The sequence below is a fragment of the Pseudomonas sp. PvP025 genome, assembly GCF_017832155.1.
Lineage (GTDB): Bacteria > Pseudomonadota > Gammaproteobacteria > Pseudomonadales > Pseudomonadaceae > Aquipseudomonas.
Genome location: NZ_JAFIBJ010000001.1, coordinates 1,866,488 through 1,883,984, shown reverse-complemented (window position 1 = coordinate 1,883,984; position 17,497 = coordinate 1,866,488). Strand labels below are relative to the sequence as shown.

The window sequence follows — 17,497 nt, the reverse complement described above, 5'->3', positions numbered from 1 at the left end:
AGGGCACGGGCCCTTCGCCTTTTAAAGCGTTACGCGCCGACCATGGTCGGCGATACCACCTGAGTCAGCTCGCCCGCGCGGGTGGGCGCGATGCCCGCCTCGAATTCAGGGCGGAAGTATTTGATTGCGCTGCCCAATGGCTCCACGGCGCCCGGTGCGTGAGCACAGAAGGTCTTGCCTGGGCCGAGGAAGCCGACCAGGCCGAGCAGGGTTTCGATATCCCCCTCGCGGCCTTCGCCGTTTTCCAGGGCCATCAGCAGCTTCACGCTCCACGGCAAACCGTCGCGGCATGGGGTGCAGAAACCGCACGATTCACGCGCGAAGAACTGCTCCATGTTGCGCAGCAACGAAACCATGTTCACGGTGTTGTCCACCGCCATCGCCAGGCCGGTACCCATGCGGGTGCCGACCTTGCCGATACCGCCGGCATACATTTGTGCGTCGAGGTGTTCAGGGAGCAGGAAGCCGGTACCGGCGCCGCCTGGCTGCCAGGCTTTCAAGGTGTAGCCGTCGCGCATGCCGCCGGCGTAGTCCTCGAACAGCTCGCGTGCAGTCACGCCGAACGGCAGCTCCCACAGGCCAGGGTTCTTGACCTTGCCGGAGAAACCCATGAGCTTGGTGCCCATGTCTTCACTGCCTTCGCGGGCCAACGATTTGTACCAGTCCACGCCGTCGGCAATGATCGCCGGCACGTTGCACAGGGTTTCGACGTTGTTCACGCAGGTCGGCTTGCCCCACACGCCCACGGCGGCAGGGAAGGGCGGCTTGGAGCGCGGGTTGGCGCGGCGGCCTTCGAGGGAGTTGATCAGTGCGGTTTCTTCACCGCAGATATAACGCCCGGCGCCGGTGTGCACGAACAGTTCGAAGTCAAAACCGGAACCGAGGATGTTCTTGCCCAGCAGGCCGGCTGCCTTGGCTTCTGCCACGGCGCGGTTGAGGTGCTTGGCGGCGGTGGTGTATTCGCCACGCAGGAAGATGTAGCCACGGTAGGTCTTGAGCGCGCGTGCGCTGATCAGCATGCCTTCGATCAGCAGATGGGGCAGTTGCTCCATCAGCATGCGGTCTTTCCAGGTGTTCGGCTCCATTTCATCCGCGTTACACAAAAGGTAACGGATGTTGATGGATTCGTCCTTGGGCATCAGGCCCCACTTCACGCCGGTGGGGAAGCCCGCGCCGCCGCGGCCCTTGAGGCCGGCGTCTTTCACGGTCTGGACGATATCGTCCTGGGCCATGTCGGCGAAGGCCTTGCGTGCAGCGGCGTAGCCGTTCTTGGTCTGGTACTCGTCGAGCCAGACCGGCTCGCCGTCGTCACGCAGGCGCCAGGTCAGCGGGTGGGTCTCGGCCGAACGCTTGATCAGGTTGGCCGGGCCGAAAGAGGTCAGGGTCATTGGTAGCCCTCGAGCAATTGGGTCACGCCAGCAGGCTGTACGTCACCGAATGTGTCGTCGTCGATCATCAACGCCGGCGCCTTGTCGCAGTTGCCCAGGCAGCACACCGGCAGCAGCGTGAAGCGGCCGTCTGCGGTGGTTTGGCCGAGGCCGATGCCCAGTTTGGCCTGGATTTCGCTGACCACCGATTCGTGGCCACCGATGTAGCAGACCATGCTGTCGCACACGCGAATGATGTGGCGACCCACCGGCTGGCGGAAGATCTGGCTGTAGAACGTGGCCACACCTTCAACGTCGCTGGCCGGGATGCCGAGGATCTCGCCGATGGCGTAGAGGGCGCCGTCCGGCACCCAGCCACGTTCCTTCTGCACGATCTTCAGGGCTTCGATCGACGCCGCGCGCGGGTCTTCGTAGTGATGCAGCTCGTGCTCGATGGCCGAGCGCTCGGTTTCACTCAAGGTGAAACGGTCTGTCTGGATAAGCGTGCTGTTCATGCTTAGCGGTCCACGTCGGCCATAACGAAATCGATACTACCCAGGTACGCAATCAAGTCCGCGACCATTTCACCTTTGATCACCGAAGGGATCTGCTGCAGGTGCGGGAAGCTTGGGGTACGAATCCGGGTGCGGTAGCTCATGGTGCCGCCATCGCTCGTCAGGTAATAACTGTTGATACCCTTGGTCGCTTCGATCATCTGGAAGGATTCGTTGGCCGGCATGACCGGGCCCCACGAAACCTGCAGGAAGTGCGTGATCAGGGTTTCGATGTGCTGCAGCGTGCGCTCTTTGGGCGGCGGCGTCGTCAGCGGGTGATCCGCCTTGTACGGGCCGGCCGGCATGTTGCGCATGCATTGCTCGATGATCTTCAGGCTCTGGCGCATTTCTTCGACGCGCACGATGCAGCGGTCGTAGGCATCGCCATTGGCGGCCGTCGGAATCTCGAATTCGAAGTTCTCGTAGCCGGAGTACGGGCGCGCTTTACGCAGGTCGAAGTCGCAACCGGTGGAACGCAGGCCGGCACCGGTGACGCCCCATTCCAGGGCCTCTTTGGTGTTGTATTGCGCGACGCCGATGGTGCGGCCCTTGAGGATGCTGTTGTCCAGCGCGGCCTTTTGGTACTCGTCCAGACGCTTGGGCATCCAGTCGATGAATTCCTTGACCAGACGTTCCCAGCCGTTGGGCAGGTCATGCGCCACGCCGCCGATGCGGTACCAGGCCGGGTGCAGGCGGAAACCGGTGACGGCTTCGATGACCTTGTAGGCGCGTTGACGGTCGGTGAAGGTAAAGAACACCGGAGTCATGGCGCCCACGTCCTGGATGTAGGTACCCAGGAACAGCAGGTGGCTGGTGATGCGGAAGAACTCGGCCATCATGATGCGGATGGTGTCGACGCGGTCCGGCACCTTGATACCGGCGAGCTTCTCGACCGAGAGCACGTACGGCAGGTTGTTCATTACGCCGCCGAGGTAGTCGATACGGTCGGTGTACGGAATGAAGCTGTGCCAGGACTGACGCTCGGCCATTTTTTCGGCACCACGGTGGTGGTAGCCGATATCGGGCACGCAGTCGACGATTTCTTCGCCGTCCAGTTGCAGGATGATGCGGAAGGCACCGTGAGCTGAAGGGTGGTTCGGGCCCAGGTTGAGGAACATGTAGTCCTCGTTGGTGCCGGAGCGTTTCATGCCCCAGTCTTCCGGGCGGAAGCGCGCGGCTTCTTCTTCGAGCTGTTGCTTGGCCAGGGTCAGGCTGAAGGGGTCGAATTCGGTGGCGCGCGCAGGGTAGTCCTTGCGCAACGGGTGACCTTCCCACGTCGGCGGCATCATGATGCGCGTGAGGTGCGGGTGGCCCGGGAAGTCGATACCGAACATGTCCCAGACTTCGCGCTCGTACCAGCTTGCGTTGGGCCAGATACCGGTGACGGTCGGCACGCTCAGGTCGCCTTCGCTGAGGGCAACCTTGATCATCACATCGCTGTTACGTTCCAGCGACATCAGGTGGTAGAACACGGTGAAATCGGCGCCGCTGGGCAGCCCCTGGCGCTTGGTGCGCAGACGCTCGTCCACGCCATGCAGGTCATAGAGCATGACGTACGGCTTGGGCAGGTTGCGCAGGAAGCTCAGGACTTCGACGAGCTTGGCCCGCGCCACCCACAGCACCGGCATACCGGTGCGTGTGGCCTGGGCGGTGAAGGCGTCAGGGCCAAAACGGTTATTGAGTTCGACAACCACGTCCTGGTCGTCTGCCTTATAAGGCGGGATGTACAGAGCACTGCCTGTAGTCATGGTTTTTTATCGCTTTCGGTCAACGTAAAGAATGAGGCCAGGTGTTCGTTCTATAAAAGAAGCGGGCTGGATCAGACTTCGTCGGGGCTGCGCAGGTTGGTGACTGCGATTCGCTGTTCGCGGCGCTGTTCCTTTTGTGACGGCATCTCGGCGCGGTACACGCCTTGATCGCCGACGACCCAGGAAAGCGGGCGACGCTCCTTGCCAATCGATTCCTGCAGCAGCATCAAGCCTTGCAGAAAAGCTTCAGGGCGGGGCGGGCAGCCAGGCACGTAGACGTCCACGGGCAGGAACTTGTCCACCCCCTGAACCACGGAGTAGATGTCGTACATGCCACCGGAGTTGGCGCACGAACCCATGGAGATAACCCACTTTGGCTCGAGCATTTGCTCGTAGAGGCGCTGAATGATCGGCGCCATCTTGATAAAGCAGGTACCGGCGATAACCATGAAGTCCGCCTGGCGCGGCGATGCCCGGATAACTTCGGCGCCAAAGCGCGCGATGTCGTGGGGCGCCGTGAAGGCGGTGGTCATTTCCACGTAGCAGCACGAAAGGCCGAAGTTGTACGGCCACAGGGAGTTTTTACGCCCCCAGTTGACCGCGCCACTCAGCACGTCTTCGAGCTTGCCCATGTAGATGTTTTTGTGGACTTGGTCTTCTAACGGATCGGAGACGGTTTCCCGTTCGCCGATGGGGTACTGATCGTTAGGAGCATCCGGGTCGATCCTGGTGAGATTGTATTGCATCGCCAAAGCCTCATTGTTTCAGCTTCGCTTGCCGCTTGCGACGAGCTTCCGGAGCCCAGTCAAGGGCGCCCACTCGAAATAGGTAGACAAGGCCTGCCAACAGAATTGCTATGAAAACGAGGGCTTCGACGAATCCGGTCCAGCCGCTTTCGCGGACGGACACAGACCAGGCAAAGAGAAAAAGGGCTTCGATATCGAAGATCACGAAGAGCATCGCGACCAGATAGAATTTGGCTGAGAGCCGCAAGCGGGCGCCACCTGTAGGCAGCATGCCGGATTCGAACGGTTCATTCTTGCTGCGCCCCCAGGCTTTTGACCCGAGGAGGCTGGAGACGCCGAGCATGAAGGCGCAAAGCCCCACAACACCGAGGAGGAAAATGGCAAAGCCCCAGTTGTGGGCGATGAGTCCTGTCGCTTCGGTCATGCTGGAAATCCTTAACAGAGAGCAAAGGTCTCTGAGCTCGAAAAAGTAACGATGCAGTGACGATATGTCGCACTGCAATCAATCCCGGTGATTTTATGGCTAAACACCGGGCAAGTAAAATTCCTGCGGCGAAATTATTCGGTGGATGAAGCACATAGTGCACCTTTGTGGGGCTGTAGCCCTTGCTCTGCGGGCATTAGCGGGCTTTGAATCAATTACGTCTTGTTTAAGCTATAACGAAGTTTTCAGCGGCCAAATGATAATGAATATTGTTTGCGTGGGGTTTAAGCGATTGTTTCTCATGTGGCGGGGGAAGTTGCCGTTACTTGCTTGAGTGTCGCTTAGTTGTCGCAGCGATTCTTTTAACCGATTCGGTGTGTGCGAATACCGCTCTGGATCAATGTTTGCGCAAAATTCCTTGTGGGAGGGGGCTTGCTCCGGATAGCTGAGTATCAGCCAACTCATCTGTTGCTGATCCACCGCTATCGGGAGCAAGCCCCCTCCCACATTTGGTCTGTAGTGCATCGGTAGGTTTTGTGCAGGCAAAAAAACGCCCCGAACCAGTCGGGGCGTGATTGTTGCGCGGCACTGCAGTTAGGTCTTCCCTGGGGCCGCAGTGGCCGTGTACGCGTTATTTAGTGGAACTGCTCTTCTTCAGTCGAACCCTTCAGCGCAGTCACCGACGAGGTGCCGCCCTGGATCACGGTGGTCATGTCGTCGAAGTAGCCGGTGCCCACTTCCTGCTGGTGCGCCACGAAGGTGTAGCCCTTGGCGGCGTCAGCGAACTCCTGCTCCTGCAGCTTCACGTAGGCGGTCATGTCGTTGCGGGCGTAGTCGTGCGCCAGGTTGAACATGCTGTGCCACATGTTGTGAATGCCGGCCAGGGTGATGAACTGGTGCTTGTAGCCCATGGCCGACAGTTCGCGCTGGAACTTGGCGATGGTCGCGTCGTCCAGGTTCTTCTTCCAGTTGAAGGACGGCGAGCAGTTGTAGGACAGCAGCTGGTCCGGGTATTCCTTCTTGATCGCTTCGGCGAAACGACGCGCTTCGTCCAGATCCGGCTTGGCGGTTTCGCACCAGATCAGGTCGGCATACGGCGCGTAGGCCAGGCCACGGGCGATGGCCTGGTCGAGGCCGGCGCGCACCTTGTAGAAACCTTCCTGAGTGCGTTCGCCGGTCACGAACGGCTGGTCGTACGGATCGCAATCGGACGTCAAGAGGTCGGCCGCGTTGGCGTCGGTACGGGCAAGGATAATGGTCGGGGTGCCGGCCACGTCAGCGGCCAGGCGCGCAGCGGTCAGCTTCTGTACCGCCTCCTGGGTCGGAACCAACACCTTGCCGCCCATGTGGCCGCATTTTTTCACCGAGGCCAACTGGTCTTCGAAGTGCACGCCGGCAGCGCCTGCCTCGATCATGCTTTTCATCAGTTCGTAGGCGTTGAGTACGCCGCCGAAACCGGCTTCGGCATCGGCCACGATGGGGGCGAAGTAGTCGATGTAGCCTTCGTCGCCCGGGCCTTTGCCGGCTTTCCACTGGATCTGGTCGGCACGGCGGAACGAGTTGTTGATGCGCTTGACCACGGTCGGCACCGAGTCCACCGGGTACAGCGACTGGTCGGGGTACATGGATTCAGCGGAGTTGTTGTCCGCCGCCACTTGCCAGCCGGACAGGTAGATCGCCTGGATACCGGCTTTTACCTGCTGCACGGCCTGGCCGCCGGTGAGGGCGCCCATGCAGTTGACGAAATCCTTGTCGGGGCGGAAGGACGGCTTGGCGCCCTGGGTGACCAGGTTCCACAGCTTCTCGGCGCCGAGTTTGGCAAAGGTGTGCTCAGGTTGAACCGAGCCGCGCAGGCGGACGACGTCAGCAGCCGAATAAGCGCGGGTCACGCCTTTCCAGCGTGGGTTTTCAGCCCAGTCTTTTTCGAGGGCTGCAATTTGCTGTTCGCGTGTCAGTGCCATGGAGATAAACCTCGTCGTCGCGTCTTGTTAGGGTTCAAGGGCCCCTTGCCAGGGCCCTGGATTAGCGGGAGCGAGGCCATCATGCACAGCCTTTTTTGGGGCGTCAAATGTTTTGTAGTGCTTTTTTAAAAGCACTACATATTTGCCTTTGTGCGACTTGTCAGTCAGTTTTTGGTGCCTCAGTTCAGGCTGTCGACTTTGACCCGTACAGTCAGGTCATCGCGGCCCTGAGTAGAGTAGCTGCGGGTTGTAGAGGATTTGTCGGCTTGAGTCGCGCGGTTGATGCCGGCCAGGGAAATCCACTCGCCCAGACGACCGCTGACGGTTGTGTCGGTACTTTGCACATTCACTACATCGGGACGTTCCTGGCTCATACGGTCACGGTTGGTACTGATCGCCAGGTGAACGGTCTCGCCGGTGACGCTGGCCGTGACGTAGAAACCCTGGGTGACATTGCGGTACTGGGTCTGATTCTGCAGGCGACCGTAACTGTCCTGCTGAGTGCTGGTCAGCGGCACGCTCTGGCCCACCTGGATCAGTGCGGGCACGCCTTCGCTGGCCTGGATCTGCTGGATGCCGCCTTCACGGCTCTCGGTGCTGTAGCTGATCACCTGACCATTGGTTTGCTGGTTGTTTTCATGGGTGTCGACGGTGATCAGCAGGCGCTTGGCGGGTGTGTCCAGCTGCGCGAGCAGGGCGCGCAAACCCTCGATTTTATCCGGTTGCGCATTGACGATCAGCTGATTGCCATAGGCGCTGACGGTGCCGTCCTTGCCAATGAAGTTTTGCGCCACGGGCAGCAGGTCGGCGCTGGTGCGGTTGCTCAGGTCGACCACGGCCGTGTCGGCCATGGCGGACACGCTCGTGGTCAGGAGGAGGGCGGTGAGCAGGGTGCGTAGGGACATGTCCGTGATCTCTGCGATTGGTTCAAGCTTGGATAGTGCCAGTTTGTCGGCCTGGCGGGTCGCAAGTTGAATCCCGGACAGCAAAATGCCCTGACAAGGCAGGGCATTTTGGGGTGTTGCTGAAACAGCCATCGGGGGCAAGCCCTCTCCCACACTTGAAGATGTACTCGGTCAAAATGTGGGAGGGGGCTTGCCCCCGATAGCCGCGACGCGGTCCTGGATCAGTCCCCGCGCACCATATCCACATGCGGAATCCCGACCTCAAGAAACTCATCGCTGACAATCTTGAAGCCCAGCCGCTCGTAAAACGGCGCCGCGTACACCTGCGCACTGAGGAACTGCCGGGTCTGCCCGCGTTGCTCGGCCACGCCGATCACCGCTTCCATCAGCTTGTCGCCCACTCTCAGTCCACGCCAGTCTTTAAGTACCGACACGCGGCCGATCTCGCCGCTGGGCAGCAGGCGCGCGGTGCCAATGGGAAAGTCGCCTTCAAACGCCAGAAAATGCATGGCACCCGCGTCGTCCGCGTCCCACTCCAGCTCGGGTGGAACCGATTGTTCCGCGATAAACACCGCTTCACGAATGCGCCGAATCTCGTCGATATCCTTTCGCCAGTCCGCGACACTTACGTGAATCCTATTCATCGGCGAACCCCAGGCTGCCCTGCTTGACCAGCTCGCACAGCAGGTCACGGCTGTCTTCGTCGGCCAGCCATGGGCCGAGGTTGTCGCTGTGCAGCGCATCGGCCGAGCACACCAGCTTCAGCAGCTCGCGCAGCTTGCCTGGCAGGTAGCGGCTCTGGCCGCTGGCGAACAGCAGCACGTCGTCGTCGACTTCCGACCAGGCCAGGCGCGCGCTTGGGTTGCGCACCAGGATCGCGCCGTCCTGCAGGCTGGCAATGAAGTCGTCTTCGCCCAGCTCTTCGCCGGCCACCAATTCCGGGTAGCGCGGCTCGGTCATGAACTGGCCGAACCAGGTGAGCAGCATGCGCTCGTCGCTCATGTGCTCGGCCAGCAGGCTCTTGAGGCGGTCGAGGGCGTCGCTCTGGATCTGGTGTGGGTCGCTGACCGGCTGTGCATCGGCGTCGGTGTAGCGTTCTTCGTCGGTCAGGTACTGGCTGAGGAAGTCGGTGAAGTGGGTCAGCACTTCGGCGGCGCTTGGCGCGCGGAAACCCACCGAGTAGGTCATGCAGTCGTCTTCGGCGATGCCAAAATGGGCCAGGCGCGGCGGCAGGTAGAGCATGTCGCCCGGCTCCAGCACCCATTCGGCGCTTTCTTCGAAGTCGGCGAGGATGCGCAGGTCGGCATGCTGCAGCAGCGGGCTCTCGGAGTTGCACATCTGGCCGATCTTCCAGTTGCGCTTGCCCTGGGCCTGCAGCAGGAACACGTCGTAATTGTCGAAGTGCGGGCCCACGCTGCCGCCCGGTGCGGCGAAGCTGATCATCACGTCGTCAATGCGCCAGCTCGGCAGGAAGCGGAACTGTTGCAGCAGCTCGGCCACTTCCGGCACGAACTGGTCAACCGCCTGCACCAGCAGGGTCCACTCGCGCTCGGGCAGGGTGCTGAAAGCGTCTTCGGCGAACGGCCCGCGACGCAGTTCCCATGGACGTTCGCCATGCTCGATCACCAGGCGCGATTCGACTTCTTCTTCCAGCGCCAGGCCTGCCAGTTCGTCGGCGTCGATCGGGCTTTCGAAATCGGGGATGGCCTGACGGATCAGCAAGGGTTTCTTCTGCCAGTAGTCGCGCAGGAACTCCCGTGCCGTGATGCCGCCCAAGAGTTGAAGAGGGATATCAGGATTCATGTGTAACCTATTGAAAAAAAGCACTTTTAAGACTGAAATGAAAACGCCCGGCGCGGCCGGGCGTCTCAAGGGTCTTGCGATGGTCAGATGCGCTTGGCTTGCGCGACAGCGTTGCCGATGTAGTTGGCCGGCGTCAGCAGTTTCAGCTCGGCTTTGGCCGCGGCTGGCATGTCCAGGCCGTCGATGAAAGTTTGCAGCGCTTCAGGGCTGATGCCCTTGCCGCGCGTCAATTCTTTCAGCTTTTCGTAGGGGTTTTCGATGTTGTAGCGGCGCATCACGGTCTGGATCGGCTCGGCCAGCACTTCCCAGCAAGCGTCCAGGTCAGCGGCGATTTTCTGCTCGTTGAGCTCAAGCTTGCTGATGCCTTTGAGGCTGGCTTCGTACGCGATCACGCTATGGGCAAAGCCCACGCCGAGGTTGCGCAGTACGGTGGAGTCGGTCAGGTCGCGCTGCCAGCGGGAGATCGGCAACTTGCTGGCCAGGTGCTGGAACAGTGCGTTGGCGATGCCGAGGTTGCCTTCGGAGTTTTCGAAATCGATCGGGTTGACCTTGTGCGGCATGGTCGAGGAACCGATTTCGCCGGCAATGGTGCGCTGCTTGAAGTAGCCCAGGGAGATGTAGCCCCAGATATCACGGTCGAAGTCGATCAGGATGGTGTTGAAGCGCGCAATGGCGTCGAACAGCTCGGCGATGTAGTCGTGGGGTTCGATCTGCGTGGTGTAGGGGTTGAAGCCCAGGCCCAGCTCGTCTTCGATGAAGGCGCGGGCGTTTTCTTCCCAGTCGATCTCGGGGTAGGCCGAGAGGTGCGCGTTGTAGTTGCCCACGGCGCCGTTGATCTTGCCCAGCAACGGCACGGCCGCCACCTGAGCGATCTGGCGTTCCAGGCGGTACACCACGTTGGCCAGTTCTTTGCCCAAAGTGGTCGGCGACGCCGGCTGACCGTGGGTACGCGACAGCATCGGCACGGCGGCGAAACGGATGGCCAGCTCACGGATGGCCTCGGCAGTCTGGCGCATCAGCGGCAGCATCACGTCATCACGGCCTTCGCGCAGCATCAGGGCGTGGGACAGGTTGTTGATGTCCTCGCTGGTGCAGGCAAAGTGGATGAACTCGCTGACCTGGGCCAGTTCCGGCAGCTTGGCCGCCTGCTCCTTGAGCAGGTACTCAATGGCTTTGACGTCGTGGTTGGTGGTGCGCTCGATCTCTTTCACACGCTCGGCGTGCTCCAGGGCGAAGTTGTCCGCCAGGGTGTTGAGCACTGCGTTGGCTTCGGCGGAGAACGCCGGCACTTCGCTGATGCCAGGGTGAGCGGCCAGGCGCTGGAGCCAGCGCACTTCAACCAGCACGCGCGCACGGATCAGGCCGTACTCGCTGAAAATAGGGCGCAGGGCCTGGGTTTTGCCGGCGTAGCGGCCGTCAACAGGGGAAACCGCAGTGAGCGAAGAAAGCTGCATGGGGTGCTCTCGGACAGTCGGGCAACGAAATGGGGCGCGTATCATACATGAAAAGATCCGCCGGTCCGTTGCCAACTGACCGGCGTATTACGCGTAACGGCGTGAAAACAGTCTGTTGCGGCGACTTATTCGTTGCGCATCAACGGGTAAAGCTCTTTGAGCAATTTGCGTCGGCTGATCACCAGCTGCCAGCGATGGCCGCCCAACTGACGCCACAACCGCGCCGAACGAATACCGGCCAGCAGCAGGGCGCGGATCTTCGAGGCGTTGTTCGGTTGCTGCAGGTTGCGCATGTCGCCGTGCACCTGGATGCGCTGGCGCAGGGTGCTCAGGGTGTCCTGGTACAGCGCGCCGCAGGCGGCGACCACGTTTTCGTGGGCCGGGCCGAAGTGTTCAACCTGGGACTGGATCTGCGGCAGGCGTTTGCCGATGGTGTCGAGCAGGTCGTCGCGCTTGGCCAGTTGACGCTCCAGGCCGAGCATCGACAGGGCGTAGCGCAACGGCTCGCGCTGCAGGGTGCTGGGGTCGCGCTCCAGGGCGCCGATCAGTGCGCGGTAGCCTTCACGCAGCGCCAGATCGTCGCCACCGTAGACTTCCAGAGTGTCCTTGGGGTCGCGGATCAGCAGGCTGCCGAGCATGCAGGTCAGGCCGGCTTCGGTGACCTGGCCGGTTCTGGCGATCTTGTCCACCAGCACCGCCGCGAGGAACACGCCGCCGAGCGCCGTCAATTGCTCCTGGGTCGGGCTCATGCCGGGTGGCTCCAGGCTTGCGCGACTTCAATCACGCCGCCGCCCAGGCAGATTTCGCCGTCGTAGAACACCACGGACTGGCCTGGCGTGACCGCGCGTTGCGGGTCGTCGAAGGTGGCGCGGTAGCCGTTGGCGGTTTTTTCCAGGGTGCAGGGCTGGTCGCCCTGGCGATAGCGCACCTTGGCGGTCAGGCGGCGCGGCGTGCTGAGGTCTACAGGGTTGACCCAGTAGATCTCGGAAGCGAGCAGCGCGCCGGAGAACAGCAGCGGGTGCTCGTTGCCCTGGCCGACGATCAGCACGTTGTGTTCCAGGTCCTTGACCAGCACGTACCACGGCTCTTCGCCGGCGTCCTTCAAGCCGCCGATGCCCAGGCCCTGGCGCTGGCCGATGGTGTGGTACATCAGGCCGTGGTGGCGGCCGATCACTTCGCCTGAAGGGGTTTTGATCTCGCCCGGCTGCGCCGGCAGGTACTGCTTGAGAAAATCGCTGAAACGGCGCTCACCGATAAAGCAGATGCCGGTGGAGTCCTTCTTCTTGGCGGTGGCCAGGCCGTGTTGCTCGGCGATCCTGCGCACTTCGGGTTTTTCCAGTTCGCCCACCGGGAACAGGGTCTTGGCGATCTGTTCGCCGCCGACGGCGTGCAGGAAGTAGCTCTGGTCCTTGTTCGGGTCCAGGCCCTTGAGCAATTCGGTGCGGCCATCGATATCGCGGCGGCGCACATAATGCCCGGTGGCGATCAGGTCGGCGCCGAGCATCAGGGCGTAGTCGAGGAACGCCTTGAACTTGATTTCGCGGTTGCACAGGATGTCCGGGTTCGGCGTGCGGCCGGCCTTGTATTCGGCCAGGAAGTGCTCGAACACATTGTCCCAGTACTCGGCGGCGAAGTTGGCGGTGTGCAGCTTGATGCCGATCTTGTCGCACACGGCCTGGGCATCCGCCAGGTCGTCCATGGCAGTGCAGTATTCCGTTCCATCGTCTTCTTCCCAGTTCTTCATGAACAGGCCTTCCACCTCATAACCCTGCTCCATGAGCAGAACGGCGGAAACGGAAGAATCCACGCCGCCGGACATGCCGACGATGACGCGCTTCTTTTGTGTGTCAGAAGGGGCTGGATCACGCATAGGGTTTCAACGGGTGTCTTGAAAAAGGACGCGATTCTAGCAGGCCGCAGCCGCTAAGGCTAAAGAGAAGGGCGGATCAATTCCAGACTGTGCTTCTGGCCGGCCAGATAATCATCGATACAGCGGATGATCAGCTCGCTGCGCCAGTCGGCGCGCAGGGCGATCAATTCGTCGCGGGACAGCCAGCGGGCGCGCAGGATGCCTTCGTCGAGTTGATAGTCGGTGTGGTGCTTAAGCGCTTTGGCGATAAAGCATACACGCTGGTAGGTCACGCCATTGCTCGGTGCGGTGTAGAGATAAATGCCGACGATGCCGGTGGCTTCGACGTCCCAGCCGGTTTCTTCGAGGGTTTCGCGCACGGCGGCTTCGGTGAGGGTCTCATTGGGCTCCAGATGCCCGGCGGGCTGATTGAGCACGGCGCGGCCGCCCTTGAGTTCTTCGACCATCAGGAAGCGGCCGTTGTCTTCGACGAGGGTGGCGACGGTGATGTGGGGGAGCCAGGTCATGGGCAAGTCTCTCTATGCCAGTGTGGGTGGGAGCAAGCCCCCTGCCACAGTTTGATCGGGTTTCTTCAGTGACTGAGCGGTGGAAACACAAACCCCGGCACTCGGCCGGGGTTCGTGGTACTGCGTTACAGCCTTACTTCAACTTGGCAATCGCCGCATTGAGCGTATTGCTCGGGCGCATGGCCTTGCTGGTCAGCTCAGGGTTCGGCGCGTAGTAGCCACCGATGTCCACAGGCTTGCCCTGCACGGCGTTGAGCTCGGCAACGATGCTTGCTTCGTTCGCGGCCAGGGTTTTCGCCAGTTCGCCGAACTGCGCCTGCAGCGCGGTATCTTCAGTCTGGGCGGCCAGGGCCTGGGCCCAGTACAGCGCCAGGTAGAAGTGGCTGCCGCGGTTGTCGATGTTGCCGACTTTGCGCGAAGGCGACTTGTTGTTGTCGAGGAACTGTCCGGTGGCCTGGTCCAGGGTTTTGGACAGTACCAGCGCTTTCGGGTTGTTGTACGTCACACCCAGATGCTCAAGGGACGCGGCCAGGGCCAGGAATTCGCCCAGGGAGTCCCAGCGCAGGAAGTTTTCTTCCAGCAGTTGCTGCACGTGCTTGGGCGCCGAACCGCCGGCGCCGGTTTCGAACAGGCCGCCGCCGTTCATCAGCGGCACGATCGACAGCATCTTGGCGCTGGTGCCCAGTTCCATGATCGGGAACAGGTCGGTCAGGTAGTCGCGCAGGACGTTGCCGGTCACCGAGATGGTGTCCAGGCCCTTGCGGGTGCGCTCCAGGGTGAACTTCATCGCGTCGACCGGCGACATGATGCGGATGTCCAGGCCTTCGGTGTTGTGGTCTTTCAGGTAGGTCTGAACTTTTTCGACCACGACACCATCGTGCGCGCGCTGCGGATCGAGCCAGAAGATGGCCGGGGTGTCGCTGGCGCGGGCACGGTTGACGGCGAGCTTGACCCAGTCCTGAATCGGCGCGTCCTTGGTCTGGCACATGCGGAAGATGTCGCCGGCTTCGACGGTCTGTTCCATCAGCAGGTTGCCCTTGCTGTCGGTGACGCGCACAACGCCGTCAGCCTTGATCTGGAACGTCTTGTCGTGGGAGCCGTACTCTTCGGCTTTCTTGGCCATCAGGCCCACGTTCGGCACGCTGCCCATGGTAGTCGGGTCGAAGGCGCCATGAGCCTTGCAGTCTTCGATGACGGCCTGGTAGATGGTCGCGTAGCAGCGATCCGGGATCACGGCCTTGGTGTCGTGCAACTGGCCGTCGGTGCCCCACATCTTGCCGGAGTCACGGATCATTGCCGGCATCGAGGCGTCGACGATCACGTCGCTCGGCACGTGCAGGTTGGTGATGCCCTTGTCGGAGTTGACCATCGCCAGGGATGGGCGAGCGGCGTAGACCGCCTGGATATCCGCTTCGATCTGCGCTTGCTGCTCGGCCGGCAGGGCCTTGATGCGTGCGTACAGGTCGCCGATGCCGTTGTTCAGGTTGAAGCCGATCTGCTCAAGCACGGCGGCGTGCTTGGCCAGGGCGTCCTTATAGAACTCGGCAACGATCTGGCCGAACATGATCGGGTCGGAGACCTTCATCATGGTGGCTTTGAGGTGAACCGACAGCAGCACGCCCTGTTTTTTGGCGTCTTCGATTTCGGCGGCGATGAAGCTGCGCAGTGCGTTTTTGCTCAGCACGGCGGTGTCGATGATTTCGCCGGCCTGTACCGAGGTCTTTTCTTTGAGGACGCTGGCAGTGCCGTCCTGAGCGACCAGTTCGATCTTCACTGCGTCAGCGGCGTCGATCTGTACGGATTTTTCGCTGCCGTAGAAGTCGCCATTGCTCATGTGCGCGATGTGGGACTTGGAGTCAGCTGCCCAGGCGCCCATTTTATGCGGGTGCTTGCGCGCGTAGTTCTTGACCGACAGCGGTGCGCGGCGGTCGGAGTTGCCTTCGCGCAGTACCGGGTTCACGGCGCTGCCCTTGACCTTGTCGTAACGCGCACGGGTTTCTTTTTCCGCGTCGGTGGTTACGGTTTCCGGGTAGTCCGGCAGGGCATAGCCCTGGGCCTGCAGTTCCTTGATCGCGGCTTGCAGCTGCGGGGTCGAGGCGCTGATGTTAGGCAGCTTGATGATGTTGGCTTCAGGGGTTACGGCCAGGTCGCCCAGTTCGGCGAGGTGGTCCGCTACAGCCTTGGCGCCCAGTTGCTCGGGGAAGCTTGCGAGGATGCGCCCGGCGAGGGAAATATCGCGGGTTTCCACGGCAATATCAGCGGAGGCGGTGAAGGCCTCTACGATAGGCAGCAATGAATAGGTGGCGAGGGCCGGGGCTTCGTCGGTGAAGGTATAGATGATCTTCGAGCGGGTGGGCATATTCGGATTAACTCTCTTCATTTGCTGAAAGCGTGCGCAGAAACTCGAGATGCGCCTGGGTTGAGCGCGTTCGTTCAAAGTCATCCATGAGCGAAATGTCGAGGTTTCTTCGCGGTGATGTTGAGTTGCATCAGTCGAGCGTCAAGCGGGTGGACTATTGTAGTAGTCCGGCTCGGCAGCTGAAGGCACCTGTTCCAGAGCGGTCAGCCGTCGTGACTCTTGGGTCAGCGGCGGCATTATACATAGGTCGCTATGCTCACGTAGAGCCTTCACACAAAAGGTGTGTCGTCCATTGGTCTAAAGGTCGCAGGCGGGCGGGGCAGGCTTGAGGTTGCGCGATGTGCTCAGGATTGGCGATTTTGCCATGGGTATAAAGCTTGTAGGCGACAAATGATGCTGTTTTCGATGCAAATGAGCAGGGCGCCAGGTGTCAGGTGTCATTTATCTGGAGTAGGCTCGAACGCAGCCAGATGTTCAATCCATAGATGGAGTTCAGCATGGGATACCAGAAGATTCAGGTTCCGGCCGTCGGCGACAAAATCACCGTCAATGCAGACCATTCGCTCAATGTGCCTGACCACCCGATCATCCCTTACATTGAAGGTGATGGCATCGGCGTCGACATCAGCCCGGTAATGATCAAGGTGGTCGATGCAGCGGTTGAAAAGGCCTACGGTGGCAAACGCAAAATCTCCTGGATGGAGGTGTATGCCGGCGAGAAGGCCACTCAGGTCTACGATCAGGACACCTGGCTGCCCCAGGAAACCCTCGATGCGGTCAAGGATTACGTGGTGTCCATCAAGGGCCCGCTGACCACGCCAGTGGGCGGCGGGATCCGTTCGCTGAACGTGGCCCTGCGCCAGCAGCTGGACCTGTACGTGTGCCTGCGCCCGGTACGCTGGTTCGAAGGTGTACCCAGCCCGGTGAGAAAGCCAGGGGATGTGGACATGACCATCTTCCGCGAAAACTCCGAGGACATTTACGCAGGCATCGAATGGAAGGCCGGCTCGCCGGAAGCGATCAAGGTGATCAAGTTTCTCAAGGAGGAAATGGGCGTCACCAAGATCCGCTTCGACCAGGATTGCGGGATTGGCGTCAAGCCCGTCTCTAAAGAAGGTACCGAGCGTCTGGCGCGCAAGGCCCTGCAGTACGTGGTGGACAATGACCGTGAGTCGCTGACCATCGTGCACAAAGGCAACATCATGAAGTTCACCGAGGGCGCCTTTAAGGAGTGGGCCTACGGCATCGCCGAGAAGGAATTTGGCGCGACCCTGCTCGACGGCGGCCCATGGATGCAGTTCAAGAATCCCAAAACGGGCAGGAATGTGGTGGTCAAGGACGCCATTGCCGACGCCATGCTTCAGCAGATCCTGCTGCGGCCGGCTGAATATGACGTGATCGCCACGCTCAACCTGAACGGTGACTACCTGTCCGATGCGCTGGCGGCGGAAGTGGGGGGGATCGGCATTGCGCCGGGGGCCAACCTGTCCGACACCGTGGCCATGTTCGAGGCTACCCATGGGACGGCGCCCAAGTACGCAGGCAAGGACCAGGTCAACCCGGGCTCGCTGATTCTGTCGGCGGAAATGATGTTGCGCCATATGGGCTGGACCGAGGCAGCAGACCTGATCATTAAAGGCACTAACGGGGCTATTTCGGCCAAGACTGTGACGTATGACTTCGAACGCCTGATGGACGGGGCCACGCTGGTGTCGTCGTCGGGCTTTGGCGAGGCGTTGATTTCGCATATGTAAGCGACCCCAAAAAAAACGGCCACCTTTTCAGTCAAAGTGGCCGGTT

General features: G+C 61.0%; 15 protein-coding genes. 1 reads left to right on the top strand and 14 read right to left on the bottom strand.

Annotated features, from left to right (window positions below; genetic code table 11):
* Nucleotides 1-29 precede the first annotated feature (29 nt).
* The 14 genes from nuoF to JOE32_RS07550 all read right to left on the bottom strand — a co-directional run bounded on the left by nuoF (nucleotide 30) and on the right by JOE32_RS07550 (nucleotide 15,697).
* Nucleotides 30-1,388, bottom strand: coding sequence for an NADH-quinone oxidoreductase subunit NuoF (nuoF, locus tag JOE32_RS07615; protein ID WP_003232078.1), 1,359 nt, complete (start codon nucleotides 1,386-1,388; stop codon nucleotides 30-32).
* Nucleotides 1,385-1,882, bottom strand: coding sequence for an NADH-quinone oxidoreductase subunit NuoE (nuoE, locus tag JOE32_RS07610; protein ID WP_209982849.1), 498 nt, complete (start codon nucleotides 1,880-1,882; stop codon nucleotides 1,385-1,387). Before nuoE ends, nuoF begins: the two co-directional genes overlap by 4 nt.
* A gap of 2 nt (nucleotides 1,883-1,884) precedes the next feature.
* On the bottom strand, nucleotides 1,885-3,669 hold the full coding sequence (gene nuoC, locus JOE32_RS07605) for an NADH-quinone oxidoreductase subunit C/D (protein ID WP_209982847.1): 1,785 nt from the start codon (nucleotides 3,667-3,669) through the stop codon (nucleotides 1,885-1,887).
* A gap of 71 nt (nucleotides 3,670-3,740) precedes the next feature.
* Entirely contained in the window at nucleotides 3,741-4,415 is a 675-nt protein-coding gene (locus JOE32_RS07600; protein WP_012724951.1) for an NADH-quinone oxidoreductase subunit B, read from the bottom strand.
* 10 nt (nucleotides 4,416-4,425) lie between these two features.
* A complete protein-coding gene (locus JOE32_RS07595) occupies nucleotides 4,426-4,839 on the bottom strand; it encodes an NADH-quinone oxidoreductase subunit A (protein ID WP_015372409.1) in 414 nt (137 codons plus the stop codon).
* A 635-nt stretch (nucleotides 4,840-5,474) separates the two neighbouring features.
* Entirely contained in the window at nucleotides 5,475-6,800 is a 1,326-nt protein-coding gene (gene aceA / locus JOE32_RS07590; RefSeq protein ID WP_209982845.1) for an isocitrate lyase, read from the bottom strand.
* A 179-nt stretch (nucleotides 6,801-6,979) separates the two neighbouring features.
* On the bottom strand, nucleotides 6,980-7,705 hold the full coding sequence (locus JOE32_RS07585; RefSeq protein ID WP_209982842.1) for a secretin N-terminal domain-containing protein: 726 nt from the start codon (nucleotides 7,703-7,705) through the stop codon (nucleotides 6,980-6,982).
* 221 nt (nucleotides 7,706-7,926) lie between these two features.
* The gene (locus tag JOE32_RS07580; protein WP_209982841.1) at nucleotides 7,927-8,349 is read right to left on the bottom strand and encodes a GNAT family N-acetyltransferase; all 423 of its coding nucleotides are present in this window, start codon (nucleotides 8,347-8,349) and stop codon (nucleotides 7,927-7,929) included.
* On the bottom strand, nucleotides 8,342-9,508 hold the full coding sequence (locus JOE32_RS07575; protein ID WP_209982839.1) for a cupin domain-containing protein: 1,167 nt from the start codon (nucleotides 9,506-9,508) through the stop codon (nucleotides 8,342-8,344). The genes JOE32_RS07580 and JOE32_RS07575 overlap by 8 nt, the downstream gene beginning before the upstream one ends.
* Before the next feature lie 83 nt (nucleotides 9,509-9,591).
* Nucleotides 9,592-10,962 (bottom strand): adenylosuccinate lyase, encoded by a 1,371-nt coding sequence (gene purB, locus JOE32_RS07570; protein ID WP_209982837.1) that lies wholly within the window; start codon nucleotides 10,960-10,962, stop codon nucleotides 9,592-9,594.
* Nucleotides 10,963-11,087: 125 nt separating this feature from the next.
* Nucleotides 11,088-11,711, bottom strand: coding sequence for a high frequency lysogenization protein HflD (gene hflD, locus JOE32_RS07565; RefSeq protein WP_209982835.1), 624 nt, complete (start codon nucleotides 11,709-11,711; stop codon nucleotides 11,088-11,090).
* Complete coding sequence (gene mnmA, locus JOE32_RS07560) at nucleotides 11,708-12,832, bottom strand: tRNA 2-thiouridine(34) synthase MnmA (RefSeq protein ID WP_209982833.1); 1,125 nt, start codon at nucleotides 12,830-12,832, stop codon at nucleotides 11,708-11,710. Before mnmA ends, hflD begins: the two co-directional genes overlap by 4 nt.
* Before the next feature lie 59 nt (nucleotides 12,833-12,891).
* Nucleotides 12,892-13,338, bottom strand: coding sequence for an NUDIX hydrolase (locus JOE32_RS07555; RefSeq protein ID WP_209982831.1), 447 nt, complete (start codon nucleotides 13,336-13,338; stop codon nucleotides 12,892-12,894).
* Nucleotides 13,339-13,471: 133 nt separating this feature from the next.
* Nucleotides 13,472-15,697, bottom strand: a complete 2,226-nt coding sequence (locus tag JOE32_RS07550; RefSeq protein ID WP_209982828.1) for an NADP-dependent isocitrate dehydrogenase — start codon at nucleotides 15,695-15,697, stop codon at nucleotides 13,472-13,474.
* Between the two features lie 497 nt (nucleotides 15,698-16,194).
* Between JOE32_RS07550 and icd the strand changes: the two genes are divergently transcribed.
* Nucleotides 16,195-17,451 carry an NADP-dependent isocitrate dehydrogenase gene (gene icd, locus JOE32_RS07545; protein WP_209982826.1) on the top strand — a complete coding sequence of 419 codons (1,257 nt, stop codon included), beginning with the start codon at nucleotides 16,195-16,197 and terminating at the stop codon, nucleotides 17,449-17,451.
* Nucleotides 17,452-17,497 lie beyond the last annotated feature (46 nt).